The sequence below is a fragment of the Pseudomonas sp. S1_E05 genome (assembly GCF_056337105.1).
On record NZ_JBFRHM010000001.1, the window covers coordinates 5,632,849 to 5,649,125 of the forward strand.

A 16,277-nucleotide genomic window follows, 5' to 3' on the forward strand; every position below is an offset into this window, starting at 1 on the left:
TCCTGTCAACTCTGCGGCACATGGGTGTGGCGCAAGCCTCTCGCAAATAGGCGGGTCGGTCTACTGTCACATCTGACAGGAGAAAAGCGCGCATTTGCATGTCCGCCTGGGCTTACATGCGAATGCGCGTTTTTTTACAGGTGAGCGGCAGCAGGTGCCGCGGTCGCGGGTGTCGGAACCTTGAGTTGCTTGAGTTGCGCCTTGATCGGTGCTGATGTGCATTTGGCAGCGGCCTGCGCAGGCGTCAAGTCGCGAATCGAGGTGTAGAACAGTTGACAGGTCTTCTCTGCCTGAGCGACTTGCCAGGTCTGGGTGCAGGTTCGTAGCTCGATGTCCGGATTGCTGTCGGGTTCGCGGCCCATGGTGGCTTGCCAGCACGACGCGGCCAGATCCTGGCCCATGACTTTGAGGCCCGCCGCATCGGCCTGTGCCTGTGCATCCTTGCCGGTGTAGCTGTCCGGGTCCGCCGCATACCAGATATAACTGGGGTGGTTGGCGCCCAATACCGGCACTTTCAGCGCGCCGGTCGGGTTGATGCTGACCAGGCCCAGTACGTTCACGGTGGGCCCGTATTGCTGCTTGATCCAGGTCCGTACGGGCGAGCCAAAGGCCACCATTGGCAATGCCGTGCCGCTGGAGGTCTGGCTCAGTTGCTTGACCATGGTGGTCTGGTAGTCCTTGAAGTAGTCATAAACCCCTTCCAGGTCCTTGCCGGCGTTGGAGGGCGCGGCAATCGGAGCAATGTCGATGATGGTCTGGTAAGCCGGTGTCTGCTCGGCGGCGACGCCGTTGATCGTCAACAGCGAGGCCCAGCGGTCGGTTGTGGCCGATTTCAGATAATCCTGCGCCTGGGTCAGCGAGTAATCCGGCGGGAAGTGCAGCAGTTCGACGCTTCTGCGGTTTTCCAGGGCCATGCCCAGCGGCAGGAACAAGTACCAGTTGTACGCCCACTTGCCGTCGGCATTGAGCTTGCTGGCGCCGGTGTAGGCCAGATCGCCCGCATCGAGCAGCGCGGTCAGCGGCTTTTCATAACGGGGCGGCACGCCGAGGATTTCGGCGTGTAGCTGGCCGTTATCGTTTTTGACCTGCACCTTCGCATCGCTGTAGCCATCGCGCTGCACGCTTTGTGTCAGGTAGTGTTCCACGGTCTGCTCCAGCGTCCAGTTGCGAAAGCAGATCACGTTGCAGTTGTTGGGGTAGGCGAACAGGCGGGTGACGCGCTCGGTACTGCCCAGCTTCAGGCCGACATCCGCATGGGCAGCGGTGCTGAGGGTGAGGGCGGCGAGGGTGAGTCCAGCGAGTTTTAACATGCTCAGATCCTTGTCAGCGTGTGGTCCCGATAGAGAGGCGAACAGAAACAGACCCGCGAAAAACAGGGCCGATAGCACGATCGGCCCTGTTTCTTTATGGCATGACTGGAGGCGTGTACGCCAGCGTCGTCCCCAATGCCCACAGCAAAAACAGCACGAGTGGTGTGTGCACCAGCAGTTGCACGAAGGAGAAACCGATCAGGTCCCGCGCCTTCAAACCCAACACGCCGAGCAACGGCAGCATATAGAACGGGTTGATCAGGTTCGGCAGCGCTTCGGCCGCGTTATAGATCTGCACGGCCCAACCCAGGTGATAGTTGAGGTCGGTCGCCACCTGCATGACATACGGCGCTTCGATGATCCATTTGCCGCCGCCGGACGGAATGAAGAAACCGAGGATCGCCGAGTACACACCCATCAACAGCGCGTAAGTATCGTGCGAGGCGATCTGTACGAAAAAGGTCGAGATATGGTGGGCCAGGGTCTGCGCATCGGTGCCCTTGACAGTGGTCATCAATGCGGCGATCGAGCCATACAACGGAAACTGGATCAGCACACCGGTGGTGGTCGGCACCGCGCGCGCCACCGCGTCAAGGAAGCTGCGCGGACGCCAGTGCAGCAGCGCGCCCAGCATGATGAACAGGAAGTTGTAAGTGTTCAGCCCCGAAATCGCCGTGATCGCAGGTTTGGTCGAGAACTCGTGGAACAGCCAACCGGCGGCCAGCAGCACCAGCACGATCGTCAGCAGTGGGCTGTGCTCCAGCCATTCGCCCGGACGGGTGCGCGGTTGCAGCGGTGGCAGGTTGAAGCTCGGGTCGACGCCGCAGGCCTGGGCATCACGGGCCGACTTGGGACCCGGCGCGGTGGCGTAGGCAATGATCAGCGAGATCACGATCAGCGCCAGCAGCATCACGCCGGACTGCCAGAGAAAGATCGTCTCGGTGAAAGGAATCACCCCTGTGATCGACAGAATCGACGGCGGGAGGCTGGCCGGGTTGGCCTGTAATTGCGCGGCAGACGACGACAGGCCCAGGGCCCACACAGCGCCAAGCCCCAGATAGGCGGCCGCGCCGGCTGCGCGATAATCCATTTTCAGGTCGGTACGGCGGGCGAGTGCGCGTACCAGCAAGCCGCCGAACACCAGCGACAGACCCCAGTTCAACAGAGATGCGACCATGGAAATCAGGGCAACCCAGGCGACGGCGGAACGGCCGTTGCTTGGGATGCGCGCGAGGCGGTCGATCAGTTTCACGGCGGGTGGCGAACTGGCCACCACATAACCTCCAATCACCACGAACGCCATCTGCATGGTGAATGGGATCAGGCTCCAAAATCCGTCACCGAAGGCCATGGCGGCGTCGGTGGGCTTGGCCCCCATGAACAAGGTCGCCACGGCGACGATGATCACCGCCAGGGCGGCGAACACCCAGGAGTCGGGAAACCAGCGTTCGGCAAAGTTTGAACAGCGCAGGGCAAAGCGGGCGGAGCGGGTATCTTCGATATCAGCGGCCACAGGAGTACCTCTATTTTTATGTTTGTTATGGTCTTCGGGGCTGCAAAGGCCCGTCTGGACAGGTGCCCACAGTAAAACAATCGGTCACGTTTTGTGACAACGTTTCTGCATTTCAGGACTATGGTCTAACGGGTTGTTCGCTGGCGCATTTGCGTAGACCATGTGCGCCTTGGTTTTTGCCTACGCCAGAGTTCTTTTTGATGACTGCCCCTAACGAATCGCGCCCGGCTCCCTTCAGCCGCTCGGACTACAAGACCCTTGGCCTTGCGGCTCTGGGCGGTGCGCTCGAAATCTACGATTTCATCATTTTCGTGTTTTTCGCCCTGACCCTCAGCCAACTGTTCTTCCCGCCGGAAATGCCTGAATGGCTGAGGCTGCTGCAAAGTTTCGGGATTTTCGTCACCGGCTATCTGGCCAGGCCGCTGGGCGGGATCCTGATGGCGCATTTCGCCGATCGTCTGGGGCGCAAGAAGGTGTTCAGCCTGAGCATCCTGATGATGGCGCTGCCGTGCCTGCTGATCGGTATCATGCCGACTTACGCCCAGATTGGCTATTTCGCCCCGCTGCTGCTGTTGGCCCTGCGGGTTCTGCAAGGGGCTGCGGTGGGCGGCGAGGTGCCGAGCGCCTGGGTGTTTGTGGCCGAGCACGCGCCGGCCGGCCATCGTGGTTATGCCTTGGGCTTTTTGCAGGCAGGGCTGACCTTTGGTTATCTGATCGGAGCGCTGACCGCGACCTTCCTGGCGCAGGCGTTCACCCCGGAGCAAATCCTCGATTACGCCTGGCGCTACCCGTTCCTGCTGGGCGGCGTATTCGGCGTAATAGGTGTCTGGTTGCGCCGCTGGCTCAGTGAAACGCCGGTATTCATTGCGATGCAGGCCAAGCGCGAGGCCGCGGTCGAATTGCCGCTGCGCACGGTATTGCGAGAGCATCGCCTGGCGATCCTGCCCGCCATGATCCTCACCTGCGTGCTGACCTCGGCGGTGGTGGTGTTCGTGGTCATTACCCCGACCATGATGCAGAAAACCTTCGGCATGACCGCCGGCCACACCTTTGCGTTGAGCGCCTTGGGCATCGTTTTCCTCAATATGGGTTGCGTGCTGGCCGGGTTGCTCGTCGACCGCATGGGTGCCTGGCGCACGGTGTTGCTCTACAGCCTGCTGCTGCCACTGGGTATCGGCCTGCTTTACACCTGCCTGATCACCGGGGGGAGCTGGCTGGGTCTGGCGTACGCGATTGCCGGCCTGTGCTGCGGCGTGGTGGGCGCGGTGCCGTCAGTGATGGTGAACCTGTTCCCCGCGCGCATTCGTGTCTCCGGGATTTCCTTCACGTACAACATTGCCTACGCCGCCTGGGCGAGTATCACACCGCTATTGCTGATCGGACTGATGCCCTGGAGCCCTTGGATCTGCGTGATTTTCTGCGCCGTGGTGGGGGCCGTGGGGATCAGCAGCGCGATGTACTTTGGTACGCGTATGCCGAAAGCCGAAGCGTGCCCAGCGGCTGAGGCCATCTGATTGCGCGCTGTAACAATATTTATGTAGGACAATCCTCAAAGACGCTTCAGAAACTACCGTGTAGGCCGATGGCTAAGCTGTAAGCCGCTATTTATCCTGCCATCGGTGCTTTCCCATGTTCAACAAACGCTTGAAGCAAGAACTGTCGGACCTTCGCGAGGAGCTTTCCTGCCTCAAGCAAGTCAAGGAAAGCCTGGAAAGCGAAATGCTTGTCTTCACTCTTGACGCCGATGCACGGATTCAATCGGTCAACCCCAACTTCCTCAACGAGATGCTCTACAAGGCGAATGATCTTGTTGGGCGCCCGCTGGAGGAGTTCGTACCGGTCCACGTCAAGTCCAACGAATTCCATATTCGCTTCAAGCAAGCCCTGGCGCGTGGCGAGCACTTCGTCGGTGCCGTGCGCCTGCTGCGTGGTAATGGCCAGGAGGCCTGGTTGCGCTCGATCCTGCAACCGGTGCGCTCCTCAAGTGGAAAGATCAGGAGTTTTTCGATTTTCTCCAGCGATCTCACCCGCACCATCGAAGCCTCCCGTGAGCACGAGAACCTGATCGGCGCGCTGGTGCGTTCGACCGCCGTGATCGAGTTCGACCTGCAGGGCAACGTGCTGACGGCCAATGACCGCTTTCTGAACGCCATGGGCTACAACCTGGCGCAGATCAAGGGCAAACATCACCGCACGTTCTGCGACGCGCACGAATACAACAGCCCCCAATACCAGGAGTTCTGGCGTCGCTTGAACGCCGGCGAGTTCGTGGCGGGGCGCTTCAAGCGTATCGACAGTCACGGACGTGATGTGTGGCTGGAAGCCTCCTACAACCCGGTGATCGATGCCAATAACAAACTCTACAAAGTGGTGAAATTCGCCACTGTGATTACCGATCAGGTCAACCAGGAGTTGGCTGTCGCCGAAGCCGCCAACATCGCCTACGGTACTTCGCAACTGACCGATCAAAGTGCGCAGCGCGGTACCACCGTGGTCACCCAGGCGGTCAATGTGATGCGCGATCTGGCCAGGCATATGCAAACCGCCGGCGACGGCATCGAAGCACTGAACGAGCAATCGCTGGTGATCGGCACCATCGTCAAGACCATCAGCGGCATCGCTGAACAGACCAACCTGCTGGCGCTCAACGCCGCCATCGAAGCGGCACGGGCCGGTGAGCAGGGGCGCGGTTTTGCGGTGGTGGCGGACGAGGTCCGACAACTGGCGTCGCGTACCAGCCAGGCCACGGATGAAATTGTCCTCGTTGTTCGTCAGAACCAGGACATGGCGCGTAACGCTGTGTCACTGATGACCGACGGCAAACTCCAGGCGGAGCAGGGCCTGGCACTCGCGGCAGAGGCCGGTACGGTGATTGTCGAGATTCAGGACGGTGCGCAGAAAGTGGTGAATGCCGTCGGGCAGTTCGCCAATCAACTGTCGACTTGATCCCTGCGAACCGGGCGCAAGTCGCTACAATCGGCTCTTTTCCCTGGAGCAGATGTCCATGAGCGCTTCCCATCGTCGCCCGGTTCCCTTGGCCAAGGCCTACCGCCTGCTCAACCACGGGCCGACCGTGCTGGTCAGCGCGGCCCACGGCGGGCAGCGCAACATCATGGCGGCGGCCTGGGCCATGCCGCTGGATTTCGAGCCCCCCAAAATTGCCGTGGTACTCGATAAATCCACCTGGACCCGGCAATTGCTGGAAGCGTCGGGCACGTTCGCCCTGAACGTGCCTTGCGCTGTGCAGGCCGACATCGTGCAGACCGTCGGCTCGATCTCGGGCCTGGAGCTGACCCGAGACCAAGGCCGAGACAAGTTCCAGGCTTATGACCTGCAGGCGTTCAACGGCGAGTTGATCGACGCGCCGCTGCTCGAAGGCTGTGTAGCCTGGCTCGAATGCCGGCTACTGCCCGAGCCCGGCAACCATGAACGCTATGATCTGTTCCTGGCTGAAGTGATCGCCGCCCACGCGGATGAGCGCGTGTTCAGCGACGGCCGTTGGCATTTCGAGGGATACGATGCGTTGCGCACCTTGCACCACGTGGCCGGCGGACACTTCCTGACCATCGGTGATCCGGTGGATGGAAAGACGCTGGCGCCGTAACGCCTTGGCGTCAGATCCAGACGTCGTTCTGCGCCGTCCGTTCGCCGCCTTCGTTGCCCGTATTCAATACGCCTCGGGGTTCGATCAGCAGCAGTTTCACTTCCTGCTCGGCGCAGGGTTTGTGCTCGACCCCTTTAGGTACGACGTACATTTCACCGGCATTCACCAGCACGTGACCATCGCGAAAGTCGATGCGCAACTGGCCGTCCAGGACGATGAACGTCTCGTCGGTGTCGAGGTGGTCATGCCAGATGAAGTCCCCCAGCAGCTTTACCACCTTGAACTGGTAGTCGTTCATTTCGGCGATGACCCGCGGGCTCCAGTGCGTGCCGATCCGGGAAATTTTTTCAGCGAAGTTCAGGCTTTGATAGGCGTTCATGACACGGCTCTGGTGGTTATTCGTGCAACCACGATAGTCAGAGCGTCGGGTTGATTCTTGAACGATTGTGCGTGGGTCAGCGCCGGTGCATCTTTATCCAGCGCGCCGGCGACATGCCGAAGGTTTTGCTGAACTGACGGGTCATGTGGCTCTGGTCGGTAAAGCCAGCGACCAGCGCCGCGTTGACCAGCGGCTGGCCCTGCATCAGTAGCGAGCGAACCAGGTCCAGGCGGCGCATGGTCAGGTAGCGATAAGGGCTGGTGCCGAACAGCAGGCGAAAATCCCGCGACAGGCTCCAGCGATCCCGACCGCTGTGGTGCGCGAGCTCTTCCAGCGTCACCGTGCGATCCAGTGCGCTGTGCATGTATTCCCGGGCACGCTCTGCCGCCACGTAGTCGAAGTTGTGATGTTTGGCAGCGCTGCCGCTGACCGTGTTCAAGGCTTGCGCCAGGTCGAACAGCGCGTCCTGCGCATGCAAGGGTTCCATTGGGCAATCGAGGCTGTGCAGCAATGCGGCGCTGGCGGCAAAAAGGCGAGGGTCGTTCGATATCCCATCCTTGATGAAAGGCAGGGGTTGGCCGTCGAGCATTTGCTGGATCAACGCCGGCTCTATGTACATCATCCTGTATTGAAAGCCGTTCTCGGTCCCGGCTTCGCCATCGTGGGCTTCGTCCGGGTGCAATACGATCGTCCCGCCTGGCAAGCTGTGGCGCCAGCCACCGTGGTATTGGAAACGCTGCACGCCGGACAGGGTATGACCGATGGCGTAGGTGTCGTGGCGATGCATCTCGTAACCATGGCCTGCGAAAAACGCCTCGAAGCGCTGCATGCCGCCGACGTCGGGGGCGCGGTGGAACCAGTCGTTGCGAGGGGGAGGGCTGGCCATGAAGACGCCGTTTCTGGACGAGACAGGTAATACGTTAACTCAATGATCAGTCGATTGTCTTCCGGCGGGGCAGTCGCTTTATTCAGTAGAAAATGGAGAGCAGATGGCGCATTGTGTTGAGCCTCCTTGAACAACGAAAGGGATGACGGAGCATGGAAGTCTCGAGCTACGCAGCGCCGTTGCTGTCTTTGGCGCTGCTCTGGACAGTCGCGGTGGTGACGCCGGGGCCCAACTTTTTCAACGTCGCGCAACTGGCGGCCAGTCAGTCCAAGCGCCACGGTGTCGTAGCCTCGCTCGGCGTGGCGACTGGCACCGTGTTGTGGGGGGTGGCGGGTGGTTTGGGTATCAAGTCGCTGTTCAGCGCAGCACCGATGCTGTACCTGAGCTTCAAGATCGCGGGTGGTTGTTACTTGATCTACCTCGGGCTGAAACAGTTCAAGCGCAAACCGCCGATGGCTGTCAGTGATACCGGCCTGAGGGGCGGTGCAAGCCGTACGTTGTTATCCGTGTATGGCCAAGGGTTTCTCGGCAACATGACCAATCCCAAAGCCGCACTGTTTGTCGCGACCATTTTTGCGACGGCCATGCCGGCAACGGTGCCTGCGACATTATTGGCGCTGGCCGTTCTGACGATGGCAACCTTGTCGTTCAGTTGGTATTGCAGCGTGGCGTTGTTGTTTTCCAGTCGTCGAATGGCGAAGGGTTACGAGCGTTCGCGCAAATGGCTGGATCGTTTTGCCGGAAGTTGTTACCTGCTTTTCGGTGCGCATCTGGTAGCCAATCGCTGAAAGGCGTCTAGGTGGCGGCGCCCATTTCAGCTACGAGGGTTAACGCAGGGTGCTTGTGAGTCCATCTCGACGGTGTTGGCGTCGATTGCGTCGTACTGCTCGTGAGTGCTGACAAATTTTATGTAAACGGCCCCGAAGCGATAGGCAACAGCGACGACCCACCGCAAGTCATTTCCCTTGATGTTGAACACGACTCTGCGGCTTTTGAGAATGTAAAACTCAATCCCCCAACGCCTCTCCCTCCCGCCGTGGATCCGCGCCACCAGCCAGTGCTGCATTACCCTGTGCATCCCTGACCCGAACAATCGCCTGGGTGCCGCTGGTCATGTCGATCTCGGTCACGCTGTGGCCCTTGTCTTTCAATGCCTGAATCAAGCCAGCGCTGAACTGCCCCTGTTCCAGTTCGGTCGGGCCGTTGCGGCTGCCGAAGTTGGGGAGGTTGATGGCAGTTTGTGCGTCGAGCTGCCAGTCGAGCAGGCCGATGGTGGATTTGGTGACGTATTCGATGATTTGTGAACCGCCGGGGGAGCCGAGGGTGGCGAGGAACTCGCCGCTTTGGCGATCGAAGATCAGGGTCGGCGCCATGGAGGAGCGGGGACGCTTGCCGGGTTCTACGCGGTTGGCAACTTTTTTCCCGTTTTCTTCGGGGATGAACGAGAAGTCAGTCATCTGGTTGTTGAGCATGAAGCCCTGGACCATCAAGTGAGAGCCGAATGCGGACTCTACCGTGGTGGTCATCGACACTGCACCGCCCTGGTCATCTACCGCCACCACTTGCGAGGTGGAAATGCGCAGGGGCGACCGGTCGGGGGCGTAGGCCACCTGAGTGCCGGGCGGGTTTCCGGGTTTGGCGGTGCCCATACTGCGTTCGCCGATCAGGGCGGCGCGGCTGGCCAGATAGACGGGGTCGACCAGGCCTTTGACCGGGACCGGCACGAAATCACTGTCGGCGACATACTGTGCACGGTCGGCGTAGGCCAGGCGTTCGGCTTCGGCAATAAGGTGCACGGCTTGCGGAGTGGGTTCGAGGCGGGCGGGTTGGGCACTCTTTATCGGTTTCAGTGGCGCCAGGGCGTAGCGCGAGTCGCGGGCTTCCAGTGCTTGCAGGGTGCCGAGTGTCTGCGCCACGGCGATACCGCCCGACGACGGTGGCGCCATGCCGCAGACCTGCCAGCGTTTGTAATCGGTGCACAACGGCGCGCGTTCCTTGGCGGAATAACCTTTGAGATCGCTCAGCGACAGACTGCCTGGATTAGCGTGGCCCTGCACCTTGGCAACGATTTCCTCGGCGATGGCGCCGGTGTAGAACGCGTCGGCGCCTTCTTTGGCGATGCGCTTGAATACTGCGGCCAGCGCCGGGTTTTTCAACAGTGTACCGATCGCTTTCGGGCTGCCGTCGGTGTTGCGAAAGTACGCCATCATCTCGGGCGAGCGCGCCATCGACGAGTCGGCCGCGATCAACTGGTGCAGGCGTGGCGAGATGGGGAAGCCGTACTCGGCAAGCTCGATCGCAGGCTCGAACAGCTGCGTCCACGGCAGGCGCCCGTATTGTCGATGAGCCATCTCCAGCGCCCGCAGCACACCTGGCGTGCCCACGGAACGACCGCCAATCTGCGCCTGGGTGAACCCCATCGGTTGCCCATCGGCTTGCAGGAACAGTTTCTCGGTGGCGCCGGCTGGCGCGGTTTCGCGGCCGTCGAACGTGCGCACCTGTTTGCCATCCCAGAACACGATAAAGGCGCCGCCACCGATGCCCGATGACTGCGGTTCAACCAGTGTCAGCACCGCCTGCATGGCAATGGCCGCATCAATCGCCGAGCCACCCTGGCGCAGCATCGCGCGCCCTGCTTCGGCTGCGAGCGGGTTTGCGGCGGCAGCCATGTGCCGGGAGGCGTGGCGCGTTTGCAGGTCGGTACGAAAGCCCGACGCGGCCTCCGGCGCGGTGGGCAACGTCGAGGCGGGCGGAGCATGGCATGCGGTGAGGGCGACAACGACCAGCGACAGGGCTGACAGGCGGAAACGATTCAGGGCAAGGGCTGAGATCACGCGAGGGCACTCCGTCCGTGGGAAAGGTCAGTGGACTTTATCGGCGGACGGTAAGTGACGCAAACCTGCAGGCATTTTCTTCAGGCATAAAAAAACGGCCTACCTTGCGGTAAGCCGTTTTTAGTACTTGGTGGCTACACAGGGACTTGAACCCCGGACCCCAGCATTATGAATGCTATGCTCTAACCAACTGAGCTATGTAGCCAAGTGGCGCGCATTATTCACCGCTAATGCAGAAGCGTCAAGCGTAAAAACAAAATATTTCTCCACAGTTTCAACCGCTTATCCGCAAAGGGTGAAAAAACCCTTCCTGCCGCGATCATCCGAGCTGAAATCTCCCGGTATTGGTACTCAATGCCTTGCTGCCGTGGCTCAACGTGTCTGCCGCCAGGTTCACCGCCCGTGCGCCTTCGAGCAAGCGCACCGCCGCCTGATCCACCTGCTGGATGTTGCTGCTGACTTCATCGGCGGTGCTGGCCTGCTCGTCGACCGCCGTGGCGATCTGCGTCAGGGTGTCGGTAACGCTTTGCACGGCACTGGCGATTTCCCCCAGGCGCTCGCCCAGGCCGGTGACGGCTTGGGCGTCTGACTGCGCTTGACCACACGCGGCCTCCATCAGGCTCACGGCTTCATCGACGGTATTGCGCAGGCTGTCGACGGTGCCGGCGATCTGCGCCGTGGAAGTCTGGGTGCGTTGTGACAGGCTGCGCACCTCATCGGCGACCACGGCGAAACCACGGCCCTGTTCACCGGCACGGGCGGCTTCGATGGCGGCGTTGAGCGCCAGCAGGTTGGTTTGTTCGGCGACGCCGCGAATGGTGTCGACCACCAGTTGAATCTGCTGGCCTTGTTCACTGACGCGCCCAAGCGCCGCCGCCGTTTCATTCAAGCGCTGGTTGAGCTGCTGGATGCTCGCGGTGGTGCGTTGGCTGTCGCGGCTGCTATCAGCCGCGATGCGCTGGGTGTGCTGGGCGCTGCCGGAGGCCTGTTCGCAGCTCTGGGCCACGCCTTGCGAGGTGGCAGCCAATTGCGTGGCGGCGGCGGCGATCTGGCTGATCTGCAATTGCTGCGCTTCGACTTCATTCAGGGCGCCGCTGGAATGCTGATTGAGCGTGCGCACCGCATGACTCAATTGCAGGGTCTCGTGATCGACTCCCAGCAGGCTGGTGCGCAGTTGCACCACGGCAACATTGAGCGCCGTGCTGATTGCCGCCAATTCATCGCGCCCCTCAACCGCGACTTGCAGGCTCAGGTTGCCGTCGCGCAGGGCTTCGGCCAGCAGCGTAATGCCGCTGGCGCTGCGGCGGATCGAGGCCTGCAAACAGATGAACAGGTACAGCGCTGCCAACAACAGGCAGCCAAAGACAGCCGCCACCACGATGAACTGGCGGATTGCCGAACCCTGGTAATCATCCAGGCGCTGATCCAGCGACACCAACGACTGCTGACGCAATGTGGCGAGGTCACCGAGCAGGGCGTCGAGACCGCGCTCGAATTCCTCGGGCTTGAGCTGGATGCTGCCGCCGAACACGCCGTCGTCCAGCACTTTCAGTTCGGCGTCGAGGTTTTTCAGGCTGTCGTGGTAGTGCCCGGCCCAACTTTGCAGGTTGCTGGGCAGACGCGCCTCCAGCAAGCTCGCAGTTTTTACAAGCTGTTCGCGGGCATCGCCGATGCGGCTGCGCAGGTCGCGTAGTTGCAGGCGGCTCTGCAGGGTGAATTGCCCGGACACCACCGAGGCCTGACCGACACTCGCCAGCCGGCCGACGCGTTCGATCAGGTCAGGCGCGTGCTGGGTGGAAATTTGCGTCAGCAGGTAGGTTTCCAGCCATGGCGCCAGGGTCAGGCGATTGTCCATGGCGATCTGTTCGCGCAGCGCTTGCAGTGCACTCAGGGCGTTCGTGAATCGATCATAACCGTCGGGCCACCAGCCCACGCTGCTCAGGCTTTTTGAATCGAGGCCGTCGAGCGCGGTTTGCAGAGCCTGAAAGCGGGCGAGGGTCTGGGTGTCGGCTCCTTCGGTTTGCAGCGTGCCAGCCAGGTCGGTGGTGGCCTGGGTGAGGGCGGGCTGCACGGCGTCGAATGCCGACACGGCGGCGAGGGTCGCAGGCGTCGAATGCCGACACGGCGGCGAGGGTCGCAGGCGTCGGCTGGCGATTGGTCTCGGTGGCGCGCCAGCGGGCGGCGCGGTCACGCTGGGCGGACAGCAGGTTATCCAGTTCGTCGAGTGCCAACAGTTGGCGCACGCCGGCGCGTTCGCCCGAGATCAGGCTCAACTTGGCCCGATAGTCCTGGCCGATCATTAGCAGGCTGCCTGCAAGTGGCAGGATAAATAGCAGGAACAACAACTGAAATTTGCGGGCGAAGCCGAAACGGCCCAACAACGAAATACCCGGCGATAAAAAAGCCTGCATGCCCCACGACTCCTGTGGGCACCACGCACCATTGGCGTGCGTCGAAGTCATTGCGACCGCGACTCGTGCCCCTTTTAAAGGCCTCGGAAGTTCACCCTGGTCAGCTCTGTAGGCCGATTCTGTAGCGAAACTTCCCATTCTCGACGTCCTTTGTAAGAACGCCGCGTTGAAGCCAATAACAAGGCAAGATTCAGACCATGGCGATGGGCTATTACCCATGGATGCCGACCTGTACCCCCTGTAGGAGCGAGCTTGTCGAAGCGTCGAACCGTCGCGATGGTCGTTAACGATGACGCTGGACGCCTGGCACACCGCGGCGTTTTGACGTCCATCGCGAGCAAGCTCGCTCCTACAGGTCAACATGTTCCGTTCGTTAGCTGCCTAAGGGGATGGCGCATCTGCACCGAAAAATGGCACATTGACGCACCTGCCCGTGTGCACCCATCTGTTGTACGGAAACTCCCATGGCTATCAGCAATGCCCAGACCGGCACGACGCCGGCGTCCGCGACCCCACAAAGCAGTCCCCTGGTCATGTCCATCATCGGCGCCGTGGCGCTGGCGCATTTGATCAACGACCTGATTCAGTCAGTGCTGCCGTCGATCTACCCGATGCTCAAGGACAATTACGGCCTGACCTTCACCCAGGTCGGCCTGATTACCTTGACCTTCCAGTTGACCGCCTCGCTGTTGCAGCCCTGGGTCGGTTACCACACCGATCGCCATCCCAAGCCCTGGCTGTTGCCGGCCGGCACCGTGTGCACGCTGATCGGCATCGTGATGATGTCGGTGGTCGGCAACTTCCCGATGATCCTGTTGGCTGCGGCGCTGATCGGCATCGGCTCGTCGACCTTCCACCCGGAAGCCTCGCGCATTGCGCGCCTGGCTTCGGGCGGGCGCTTTGGCCTGGCGCAGTCGACCTTCCAGGTCGGCGGTAACGCGGGTTCGGCGTTCGGCCCGCTGCTGGCGGCTGCGATCATCATTCCGTTCGGCCAGGGCCATGTGGCGTGGTTCGGCCTGTTCGCGGTGTTTGCGCTGTTCGTGCTCTACCGCATCAGTCGTTGGTACGCCAACCACCTGAGCCTGTTCAAGCTCAAGCAGGGCCATGCGGCCACCCACGGCCTGTCGAAGAACAGGGTGATCAGTGCCCTGGTGGTGCTGGGCCTGCTGGTGTTCTCCAAGTATTTCTACATGGCCAGCCTCACCAGCTATTTCACCTTCTACCTGATCGAGAAGTTCGACCTGTCGGTGGCCAGCTCGCAACTGCACCTGTTCCTCTTCCTCGGCGCAGTGGCGGCGGGCACCTTCTTCGGTGGGCCGATCGGCGACAAGATCGGCCGCAAGGCGGTGATCTGGTTCTCGATCCTCGGCGTGGCACCGTTCACCCTGATCATGCCGCACGTCGACCTGTTCTGGACCAGCGTGCTCAGCGTGGTGATCGGCTTCATCCTCGCCTCGGCATTCTCGGCCATCGTGGTGTACGCACAGGAACTGGTGCCGGGTAACGTCGGCATGATCGCCGGGGTGTTCTTCGGCCTGATGTTCGGCTTCGGCGGGATCGGCGCGGCCTTGCTGGGGCACCTGGCGGACATCCACGGTATCGAGTATGTGTACTTCCTGTGCTCGTTCCTGCCGTTGTTCGGGGTGCTGGCGATTTTCCTGCCGAGGACCAGGAAGGTCTGACAGGCCTTATCCCTGTAGAAAAGGAAACTGTGGACACGGTCCCACAGGGGTTGTGTCCACGAGGAATCAACCCTATTGCCCGTGGGCTGAATCACCTTTAGCAAATACCAGGGTGTTGTCTTTGGAGAGTGTTTGTTTGAGGTTGTGCCCGGAAAGCTCCATCACCTGCCCGTCAGGGGAATACACGATTTGCAGGTGGCCGCCACCCTGAAACCCGACGCGACAGGTGCGTGCCTGCTCCTTCACGCTCACGGAAAACGACTCAACCTCTGATAAATCCCGGATACCCACAGCTTTGGGAACCAGGTTTTCGATGAACATCTCACCGTCAATCACACTCACCGACACGCCGTCCGGGCGTGTCAAACGCATTCCACCGTCGATTTTTTCGACAAGATTACCGTGAGCGTGCGCCTCGACAAGATGACCTTCGGCGTCCAACAGCACGATGCTCTCGCCCTTGGCTTGTGCGTCGGACAACAGTGGGCCAAATTCTACGGTGATGGGGTCTTTATCAGTCTTTTTCATTGAGTCGTTCCTTGTTAGTGGCCAGGGGTGGCCGTTCCATTGAGTTATCGAAAAATTTGTAAACAAGAGGTTCCAAGACGTGCCCTCTGTAGGAGCGAGCATGCTCGCGATGGTTGCAAGAACACCGCTGGTCATCATGAAGCCCGCGTCATCGTTGAAGTCCATCGCGAGCATGCTCGCTCCTACAGGGGGCGTTTGCGAGATGCAGTTCTTTGTCCGATCATCACCGATTGGTGAGTGTATTGTTTTCACCACTTATTCAAGCTTTCGTAATATTCGACGTCCATGTCGAACAGCCCTTCTGCTGACCGATGCAGTTCATAAAATTTTTTATTGGTATAAATGTAATGCCCGTAACGGGTTGAGAATGTAAACGTGTCTGGCGACAGACTATTAGTAAAATAAGTTATGCCATCGTGACGAAGTAAAATTACGTCATTTCCGATCCACCCACGCATTGACGGATGTCTTTCATAGTCGTGCGCTTCTTTCATGTGAGAGATTGACAAGCACGACAATCCATGACCTGGGCAACGGACATCGGTGAACAAATTTAACTCGGAAAAGTTAACGTATTTGAATTTTTCTCTACCAAAATAGGTTGATCCTGCACTTTGAGATAATTCAAATCTTTGCCATATTTTATTCGTGCCGAATGGAAAAATAACTGAAAAATCCTTCGGGTCGGCGCCATCCAATTTAGAGAAGTAATGATAGACGGCGCGATCGTCTTTCGCGTAATTCACCAAATGCTCTTGCTGCCAATCTGGAAGCGAAGGCTCAGTCCCTTCAAGCGTCTTGAACTCCGGTGAAAATTTTGCCACCTTCAAGAGACTTCGTTCTTCCACTATCTCCTTATCGTTCCATTTTGAAGATACGCACTTCCAGGAAAACATATTATGAAAGAAAGCAGGCATCCCTAAAAGACAGGGACTTTCAGTAAGATTATCAATTGTAATCCAATATACATAACCATTTTTTACGACATAGTTGCTGGACAGATACTTCAGGTTCGCCGTGCACTTCCCCTCCGATTGGTCAGTGATTTCACGACAATTTTTTTTACCGGAACGTAGCGCATCAGCATTACAGCCAACCAACAACGCACTCATGATCCAGATCAAAAAATA

The 16,277-nt window shown here is 59.8% G+C and carries 12 protein-coding genes, 1 tRNA gene and 3 pseudogenes; 6 read left to right on the forward strand and 10 right to left on the reverse strand.

Annotation, left to right across the window (positions count from 1 at the left end):
- Positions 1-134: 134 nt before the first annotated feature.
- Positions 135-1,310, reverse strand: a complete 1,176-nt coding sequence (locus tag AB4N33_RS26080) for a hypothetical protein (protein ID WP_476458532.1) — start codon at positions 1,308-1,310, stop codon at positions 135-137.
- Between the two features lie 94 nt (positions 1,311-1,404).
- Positions 1,405-2,823, reverse strand: a complete 1,419-nt coding sequence (locus AB4N33_RS26085; protein ID WP_476458533.1) for a short-chain fatty acid transporter — start codon at positions 2,821-2,823, stop codon at positions 1,405-1,407.
- 200 nt (positions 2,824-3,023) lie between these two features.
- On the opposite strand from AB4N33_RS26085, the gene AB4N33_RS26090 reads away from it, so the two are divergent.
- The 4 genes and pseudogenes from AB4N33_RS26090 (at position 3,024) to AB4N33_RS26105 (ending at position 6,427) form a co-directional block, all read left to right on the forward strand.
- The gene (locus AB4N33_RS26090; RefSeq protein WP_476458534.1) at positions 3,024-4,337 is read left to right on the forward strand and encodes an MFS transporter; all 1,314 of its coding nucleotides are present in this window, start codon (positions 3,024-3,026) and stop codon (positions 4,335-4,337) included.
- A gap of 205 nt (positions 4,338-4,542) precedes the next feature.
- Positions 4,543-5,223 (forward strand): annotated as a pseudogene (locus tag AB4N33_RS26095) (PAS domain-containing protein); the annotation flags it as partial.
- Positions 5,224-5,334: 111 nt separating this feature from the next.
- Positions 5,335-5,769, forward strand: a pseudogene (locus AB4N33_RS26100) (methyl-accepting chemotaxis protein); the annotation flags it as partial.
- 58 nt (positions 5,770-5,827) lie between these two features.
- Positions 5,828-6,427, forward strand: coding sequence for a flavin reductase family protein (locus AB4N33_RS26105; RefSeq protein ID WP_476458535.1), 600 nt, complete (start codon positions 5,828-5,830; stop codon positions 6,425-6,427).
- A gap of 10 nt (positions 6,428-6,437) precedes the next feature.
- On the opposite strand, the gene AB4N33_RS26110 is transcribed toward AB4N33_RS26105, so the two are convergent.
- Both AB4N33_RS26110 and AB4N33_RS26115 read right to left on the reverse strand, forming a co-directional pair.
- Positions 6,438-6,806, reverse strand: a complete 369-nt coding sequence (locus AB4N33_RS26110) for a cupin domain-containing protein (RefSeq protein ID WP_476458536.1) — start codon at positions 6,804-6,806, stop codon at positions 6,438-6,440.
- Positions 6,807-6,882: 76 nt separating this feature from the next.
- Positions 6,883-7,692 carry an AraC family transcriptional regulator gene (locus AB4N33_RS26115; RefSeq protein WP_476458537.1) on the reverse strand — a complete coding sequence of 270 codons (810 nt, stop codon included), beginning with the start codon at positions 7,690-7,692 and terminating at the stop codon, positions 6,883-6,885.
- A 152-nt stretch (positions 7,693-7,844) separates the two neighbouring features.
- Here AB4N33_RS26115 and AB4N33_RS26120 point away from each other — a divergent pair, with 152 nt between their 5' ends.
- Positions 7,845-8,480 carry a LysE family transporter gene (locus AB4N33_RS26120; protein WP_476458538.1) on the forward strand — a complete coding sequence of 212 codons (636 nt, stop codon included), beginning with the start codon at positions 7,845-7,847 and terminating at the stop codon, positions 8,478-8,480.
- 26 nt (positions 8,481-8,506) lie between these two features.
- Here the strand turns inward: AB4N33_RS26120 and AB4N33_RS26125 are convergent.
- The 4 genes and pseudogenes from AB4N33_RS26125 to AB4N33_RS26140 all read right to left on the reverse strand — a co-directional run.
- Positions 8,507-8,692: pseudogene (locus AB4N33_RS26125) on the reverse strand (type II toxin-antitoxin system HigB family toxin); the annotation flags it as partial.
- 7 nt (positions 8,693-8,699) lie between these two features.
- Complete coding sequence (gene ggt, locus AB4N33_RS26130; RefSeq protein ID WP_476458539.1) at positions 8,700-10,526, reverse strand: gamma-glutamyltransferase; 1,827 nt, start codon at positions 10,524-10,526, stop codon at positions 8,700-8,702.
- 128 nt (positions 10,527-10,654) lie between these two features.
- Positions 10,655-10,731, reverse strand: a tRNA-Met gene (locus tag AB4N33_RS26135).
- A 114-nt stretch (positions 10,732-10,845) separates the two neighbouring features.
- Positions 10,846-12,381 (reverse strand): methyl-accepting chemotaxis protein, encoded by a 1,536-nt coding sequence (locus AB4N33_RS26140; protein WP_476458849.1) that lies wholly within the window; start codon positions 12,379-12,381, stop codon positions 10,846-10,848.
- A gap of 1,020 nt (positions 12,382-13,401) precedes the next feature.
- Here AB4N33_RS26140 and AB4N33_RS26145 point away from each other — a divergent pair.
- Positions 13,402-14,619, forward strand: coding sequence for an MFS transporter (locus AB4N33_RS26145; RefSeq protein ID WP_476458540.1), 1,218 nt, complete (start codon positions 13,402-13,404; stop codon positions 14,617-14,619).
- A 72-nt stretch (positions 14,620-14,691) separates the two neighbouring features.
- Here the strand turns inward: AB4N33_RS26145 and AB4N33_RS26150 are convergent, their stop codons facing one another.
- Positions 14,692-15,321 (reverse strand): hypothetical protein, encoded by a 630-nt coding sequence (locus AB4N33_RS26150; RefSeq protein ID WP_476458541.1) that lies wholly within the window; start codon positions 15,319-15,321, stop codon positions 14,692-14,694.
- A gap of 74 nt (positions 15,322-15,395) precedes the next feature.
- Positions 15,396-16,259, reverse strand: a complete 864-nt coding sequence (locus AB4N33_RS26155; RefSeq protein WP_476458542.1) for a hypothetical protein — start codon at positions 16,257-16,259, stop codon at positions 15,396-15,398.
- Between the last annotated feature and the right edge of the window lie 18 nt (positions 16,260-16,277).

Bases quoted from the DNA above. Each gene is read 5' to 3' on its own strand.
- AB4N33_RS26080 (WP_476458532.1), bottom strand. From the start codon at position 1,310: ATGTTAAAACTCGCTGGACTCACCCTCGCCGCCCTCACCCTCAGCACC.
- AB4N33_RS26090 (WP_476458534.1), top strand. From the start codon at position 3,024: ATGACTGCCCCTAACGAATCGCGCCCGGCTCCCTTCAGCCGCTCGGAC.
- AB4N33_RS26105 (WP_476458535.1), top strand. From the start codon at position 5,828: ATGAGCGCTTCCCATCGTCGCCCGGTTCCCTTGGCCAAGGCCTACCGC.
- AB4N33_RS26110 (WP_476458536.1), bottom strand. From the start codon at position 6,806: ATGAACGCCTATCAAAGCCTGAACTTCGCTGAAAAAATTTCCCGGATC.
- AB4N33_RS26115 (WP_476458537.1), bottom strand. From the start codon at position 7,692: ATGGCCAGCCCTCCCCCTCGCAACGACTGGTTCCACCGCGCCCCCGAC.
- AB4N33_RS26120 (WP_476458538.1), top strand. From the start codon at position 7,845: ATGGAAGTCTCGAGCTACGCAGCGCCGTTGCTGTCTTTGGCGCTGCTC.
- AB4N33_RS26140 (WP_476458849.1), bottom strand. From the start codon at position 12,381: ATGGACAATCGCCTGACCCTGGCGCCATGGCTGGAAACCTACCTGCTG.
- AB4N33_RS26145 (WP_476458540.1), top strand. From the start codon at position 13,402: ATGGCTATCAGCAATGCCCAGACCGGCACGACGCCGGCGTCCGCGACC.
- AB4N33_RS26150 (WP_476458541.1), bottom strand. From the start codon at position 15,321: ATGCTCGCGATGGACTTCAACGATGACGCGGGCTTCATGATGACCAGC.
- AB4N33_RS26155 (WP_476458542.1), bottom strand. From the start codon at position 16,259: ATGAGTGCGTTGTTGGTTGGCTGTAATGCTGATGCGCTACGTTCCGGT.